Origin of the sequence: Candidatus Effluviviaceae Genus V sp., assembly GCA_014728125.1 — a bacterium.
In the GTDB taxonomy this organism is placed as follows: domain Bacteria; phylum Joyebacterota; class Joyebacteria; order Joyebacterales; family Joyebacteraceae; genus WJMD01.
Genome location: WJMD01000089.1, coordinates 1 through 5059 on the forward strand (window position 1 = coordinate 1; position 5059 = coordinate 5059).

5 protein-coding genes and 2 tRNA genes are annotated in these 5059 nt (G+C 65.4%); 1 reads left to right on the forward strand and 6 read right to left on the reverse strand.

Annotation, left to right across the window (positions count from 1 at the left end; all coding sequences use genetic code 11):
* Positions 1-264: hypothetical protein (locus GF405_05090; GenBank protein ID MBD3367535.1), on the reverse strand; the 264-nt coding region annotated here is incomplete at its 3' end.
* Between the two features lie 2 nt (positions 265-266).
* On the reverse strand, positions 267-1043 hold the full coding sequence (locus tag GF405_05095; GenBank protein ID MBD3367536.1) for a thiazole biosynthesis protein: 777 nt from the start codon (positions 1041-1043) through the stop codon (positions 267-269).
* 206 nt (positions 1044-1249) lie between these two features.
* On the opposite strand from GF405_05095, the gene GF405_05100 reads away from it, so the two are divergent.
* On the forward strand, positions 1250-2641 hold the full coding sequence (locus tag GF405_05100) for an MBL fold metallo-hydrolase (GenBank protein ID MBD3367537.1): 1392 nt from the start codon (positions 1250-1252) through the stop codon (positions 2639-2641).
* Between the two features lie 139 nt (positions 2642-2780).
* Here the strand turns inward: GF405_05100 and GF405_05105 are convergent, their stop codons facing one another.
* The 4 genes from GF405_05105 to GF405_05120 all read right to left on the reverse strand — a co-directional run bounded on the left by GF405_05105 (position 2781) and on the right by GF405_05120 (position 4843).
* Positions 2781-3311, reverse strand: a complete 531-nt coding sequence (locus GF405_05105; GenBank protein ID MBD3367538.1) for a hypothetical protein — start codon at positions 3309-3311, stop codon at positions 2781-2783.
* Positions 3300-3374: transfer RNA gene (locus GF405_05110), tRNA-Glu, on the reverse strand. Before GF405_05110 ends, GF405_05105 begins: the two co-directional genes overlap by 12 nt.
* Positions 3375-3383: 9 nt before the next feature.
* Positions 3384-3457 (reverse strand) — tRNA-Gln (locus GF405_05115).
* Positions 3458-4843, reverse strand: a complete 1386-nt coding sequence (locus GF405_05120) for a glutamate--tRNA ligase (protein ID MBD3367539.1) — start codon at positions 4841-4843, stop codon at positions 3458-3460. It lies immediately after the preceding tRNA gene.
* Positions 4844-5059 lie beyond the last annotated feature (216 nt).

The window sequence follows — 5059 nt, forward strand, 5'->3', positions numbered from 1 at the left end:
CTGGGCGAGCGCTGCATGTGGGCCGAGAAGGGCGAGCGGTCGGTCGTTGATGATGAGTCTGGTGGCGCTTCCGGATGTGATGCGGCTCAGGCGTGTGGCGAGGTCGAGCAGTTGGTCCTCGGGAAGCTCCTTCTCACGGAGCTGAACGAAGGGGATTCCGAGCCGCACCGCCTCGGCCGTCAGCTCCTCGTGAGAGATGCGGGGCGCCGTCAGGATGAGGTAGAGGCCCCCCTCGGGCATCCCGGACATCCCGGCCACCCCCATCGCTACTTCTTCCCGAGCTCGTCAAGCACGAGCTTCGCCACCTTGCGTCCGGAGAGGAGCATCCCTCCGAAGATGGGGCCCATCCGGCAGCTGCCGTGGACCGCCGCCGCGGCCATGCCTGCGACATAGAGCCCCGGGTAGATCTCACCGGTGTTCTCGACGACCGACCGCTCGCCCTTCTCGGCCCACATGCAGCGCTCGCCCAGCACCTCTCCGGTGCTCGTCTTGAGCTCGATGCCGGCTTTGCGGACGGTCGTGCGTGTGACGTCCGCGTCGTGCCCCGTCGCGTCGATGACGACACGGGCCTGGAAGGAGAGGGGATCGACGTGGAGTCCCGCCGCCAGGACCGCCGCCCACAGAGCCACCACGCCGCCGACGCGGTCCTCCGAGAAGAGCACGTCCTCCACGCGGACACCGTTGAGTATCGTCAGACCCTTCCTGCTGGCGTGATACGCGAGCGCCGAGGCCGTCTGGACGGCGTCGGCCGTGTAGTAGCCGTCCCCGTAGCCGGAGTGCTCTATGCCGAAGTCGTCCAGGATCTCGAGGGCGTCGTTCTGCACGACGATCTCATTGAACATCATGCCTCCGCCCCAGATCCCTCCGCCGATCGAGAGCTTGCTCTCGAAGAGCGCGACCTTCAGTCCCGCCTCGGACAGATAACGACCGGCGACGAGACCCGCCGGCCCCGCACCGACGATGGCGGCGTCGAGCTCGAGCGCCGCGTCGAACTTCTCGAAGTACCGCTTCGCGATCGCCCTTGAGACGACGACGTCGTTGATCATGTTCCGTCCTCCCGTTCGGTCTCACATCAGAAAGGGCCCCACCCGTCGTCGGAGAGACCCGTTGAAATCACGGCGCGGTACTGGGCGGTCCCGCTCGAACGGTGACGAGTGCGGGAGCCGCGTCGCGCATCTTGTGTGACCTCACCCGTCTGCTGTAGCCTACCAGAATCACAGAGCGACAGTCAACGCGCGACGGAGGGACCATGCGGATCACAACGCACGGCGCGGCACGGAACGTGACCGGTTCGAAGCACCTCCTGGATGTCGGGGAGTCGAGGGTTCTCCTGGACTGTGGGCTATACCAGGGCAGGCGGGCGGAGAGCGAGCGCCGCAACCGGACCATGCCATTCGACGCGGCCTCGGTCGCCGCCGCGGTCCTGAGCCACGCCCACATCGACCACTCGGGATCGCTGCCGACGCTCGTGAAGCGCGGCTTTCGGGGAGCGATCTACGCGACGCGTGCTACGGCCGATCTCGCTGGGATCCTCCTCAGGGACAGTGCGTACATCCAGCGGAATGACCTGGAGTACCTGAACAGGAGAAGGAGAAAGAAGGGGCTCCTCCCGCTGGAGCCGGTCTACACCGAGGACGATGTCGACGAGACGCTCTCGCGGTTCGTCGGTGTCGAATACGACGAACCAGTTCGGGTCGCGCCGGGCGTCACGGTCGTCTTCCGGGACGCGGGACACATCCTCGGCTCGTCGATCGTCGAGATCGACGCCGTCGAGAGAGCCCGGACGAAACGCATCGTCTTCACGGGAGATCTCGGGCGACCCGAGATGCCGATTCTCAGGGATCCGTATCAGGTTCGCCGCGCCGACGTCCTGGTCACCGAGAGCACGTATGGTGCGAGGACACACTCCAGGATGACGGACGTCGAGTCCAGACTCGAGGAACTCGTGAACGACGTCGCGACGCGTCGGGGGAAGATCGTGATACCGTCGTTCGCCGTCGGGAGAACGCAGCGCGTTCTCTACGTGCTGCATTCGCTGGTCAGGGACGAACGCATCCCCGATGTTCCTGTCTACGTAGACAGCCCGCTGGCCGTGCGGGCCACGGAGATCTTCAGGCGGCATCCGGAGTGCTTCGACGAGGAGATGAACGCGAGGCTCCGTGAGCGGGACGATCCACTCGGCGAGGCCCGGGCCACGTTCATCACCGATGTGGCCGACTCGAAGAAGCTGAACCGAATGAAGGGGCCGATGATCATCATCTCGGCCTCCGGCATGTGCGAGGCGGGGAGGGTCCTGCACCACCTGAAGAACACGATGCGGTCCCGCCGAAACGCAGTACTGATCGTGGGTTACCAGGCCGAGCACACGCTCGGCCGACGGATCGCCGAGGGACGCAGACAGGTCAGGATCTTCGGAAAGGAGTATCGGAGAAGGGCCCGCGTCGAGGTCATCGAGGAGTTGAGCTCGCACGCCGACAGCGACGGACTCGTCGCGTTTGCGAGGAACATGTCGCGCTACCCGGAGCGCACGATCGTGGTTCACGGGAGCGAGGAGCAGTCGCTCGGGCTCGCGCGTCGGCTGACCGACGAGGGGTTCGCGAACGTCTCGGTGCCCGTCGACGGAGAGAGCTTCTCGATCTGAGAGAGAACGTCGTCGGGGTGATCATCCGGGTCACGGATTCACGGGTCGCATCCGACGCCGAGGATGAACCAGGAGGTTTCTGCGCCGCGTGCGACGCCGCTCGTTGCGGTTTTTCCCTTGACACTGTTCGGACGCGGTTCTACATATGACTCGTCAAGCGGACGGTGACGCTGCGGTGAACGTCGTCGTTCGCGGACGGTGCGGCGACGCGTCGCGCCGTGTGTGCGGACCGGAAGATCGCTGGCGTCCGGTTCGGAGGGGAGAGTCGAAGTCGGAGTTGTGCTTCCGCGAATGGGCGCGGACGCAAAGGAGGTGAAGGCTCATGGCAGCTACGAAGAAGGCCAAGAAGCCTGCACGAAAGAAGAAGACGACGAAGAAGAAGACGACCGCACGGAAGAAGACGACCGCGCGGAAGAAGACGACCGCGCGGAAGAAGACGGCGAAGCGCAAGCCGGCGAAGAAGAAGACAACGAAGAAGAAGACCGCGAAGAGGAAGCCGGCCAAGCGCAAGACGACGCGGAAGAAGACGACGGCCAAGCGCAAGCCGGCCAAGAGGAAGACGGCCAGGAGGAAGACGGCGACCCGCAAGAAGAAGTAGAGAGCGGGTGGTCCGAGAAACGAAGAAGCGGAGCTCAGATGAGCTCCGCTTCTTCTTGTTTGGTAGCGCCAACGGGAATCGAACCCGTGTTACCGGCTTGAGAGGCCGGCGTCCTAACCGCTAGACGATGGCGCCCTGTCTCTGTGGTTGGGGAGGGAGGATTCGAACCCCCGCCGACGGATCCAGAGTCCGCTGTCCTGCCACTAGACGACTCCCCATCAGTCCTTCGTATGTTTCATCGCCTCGGTGATGCGCTCGAGCACGGTATCGCGACCGAGGAGCGAGAGTGTCTCAAAGATGCCGGGCGTCGCCGTTCTGCCGCTGACGGCCGCCCGAAGCGGCTGTGCGACCTTGCCGAGACCGACGCCCTCGCTTTGCGCGAAGTCCCTGATCATCGGCTCCAGATCGTCGGCATCGAACGAAGGAGCCGACTCCAGAACGTCGTGAAGCCCGGCAAGTAGCTTCCCCGCGCCGGGCTTGGCCAGCACCTTCAGAACGTCAATATTATCATAGCTCACCGAGGACGCAAGGAAAAAGCCCATCTGGTCGGCGGCGTCGTCGAGCGTCTTGACCCGGTCGCCCAGAAGCTCCACGATGCGCTCGATCCGCTCCCGCAGAGCGTCGTCGACGGAGGAGGTCAGATACCCCGCCTCCCGGAGCCGTGGGATGATACGGTGAGCCCTCTCGGCCGGTCCGAGCCGTACCAGCCACTGTTCGTTCATCCACTCGAGCTTGTCGGGGTCCAGCGCCGCGGGCTTCCTGCTGACCCGCCCGACGTCGAACTCCGCCACGAGCTCGTCGGGGGAAAGCAGCTCGCGATCATCGCCCGGCGACCAGCCGAGGAGCGCGAGGTAGTTCACGAGGGCTTCCCGGACGAACCCGGCGCGACGGTACTCGCCGATGGCGAGGGCGCCCCGGCGCTTGGACAGCACCTTGCCGTCGGGCCCGAGGACGAGCGGCAGGTGACCGAAGGTCGGGGGGGCGCCTCCGAGCGCTCTGGCGAGCAGGATCTGCTTCGGCGTGTTGGACAGATGGTCGCTGCCGCGTATGACGTGCGTGATCTCCATGGAGAGGTCGTCGACGACGACAACGAAGTTGTACGTCGGCGTGCCGTCCGACCGAGCCAGCACGAGGTCATCGAGTTCGCTGTTGTCGACCTCGACACGCCCCTGGACCATGTCGTCGATCACCGTCTTTCCATCTGGAACACGGAAGCGGACGACGAACGGTCTGCCGGCGTCCTCCAGTCTCTTCTTCTCGGTATCGTCGAGGTGGAGGCATCTCCGGTCGTACCGCCAGTCGCGGCCTCCGGCCGGCGCGCTGCTGCGCCGCTCGTCGAGCTCATCGGGAGTGCAGTAGCACCGGTAAGCTGCGCCCGATTCGAGGAGCCGTTCGAGCATCGGCTGATACGAGCCCCCCCGCTCGGACTGGAAGTACGGTCCGTACGCGCCCCCGACACGGGGACCCTCGTCCCAGTCGAGACCGAGCCAGGAGAGATCCTCGAGGATCGCGTCGGCGAACTCCGCCGTCGAGCGTTCCCGGTCCGTGTCCTCGATCCGGAGGACGAAGACGCCGTCGTTGTGGCGCGCCAACAGCCAGTTCATCAGGGCCGTCCTGGCGCCTCCTATGTGAAGGTAGCCCGTCGGACTTGGTGCGAACCGGACACGCATGACCTTCTCCGCTCATGGTCGCCGTGGCTGTCGAGCACCGTTCCGTTCAACCGGCGCGGCGCAGTCGGGAACGCGGCCCCGGGCAGGGCCGCGCTCGTGGGGAGCATCGTAGCACCGCCTGGGACGGCGTGTCAAGACGGGGCGCCTTGC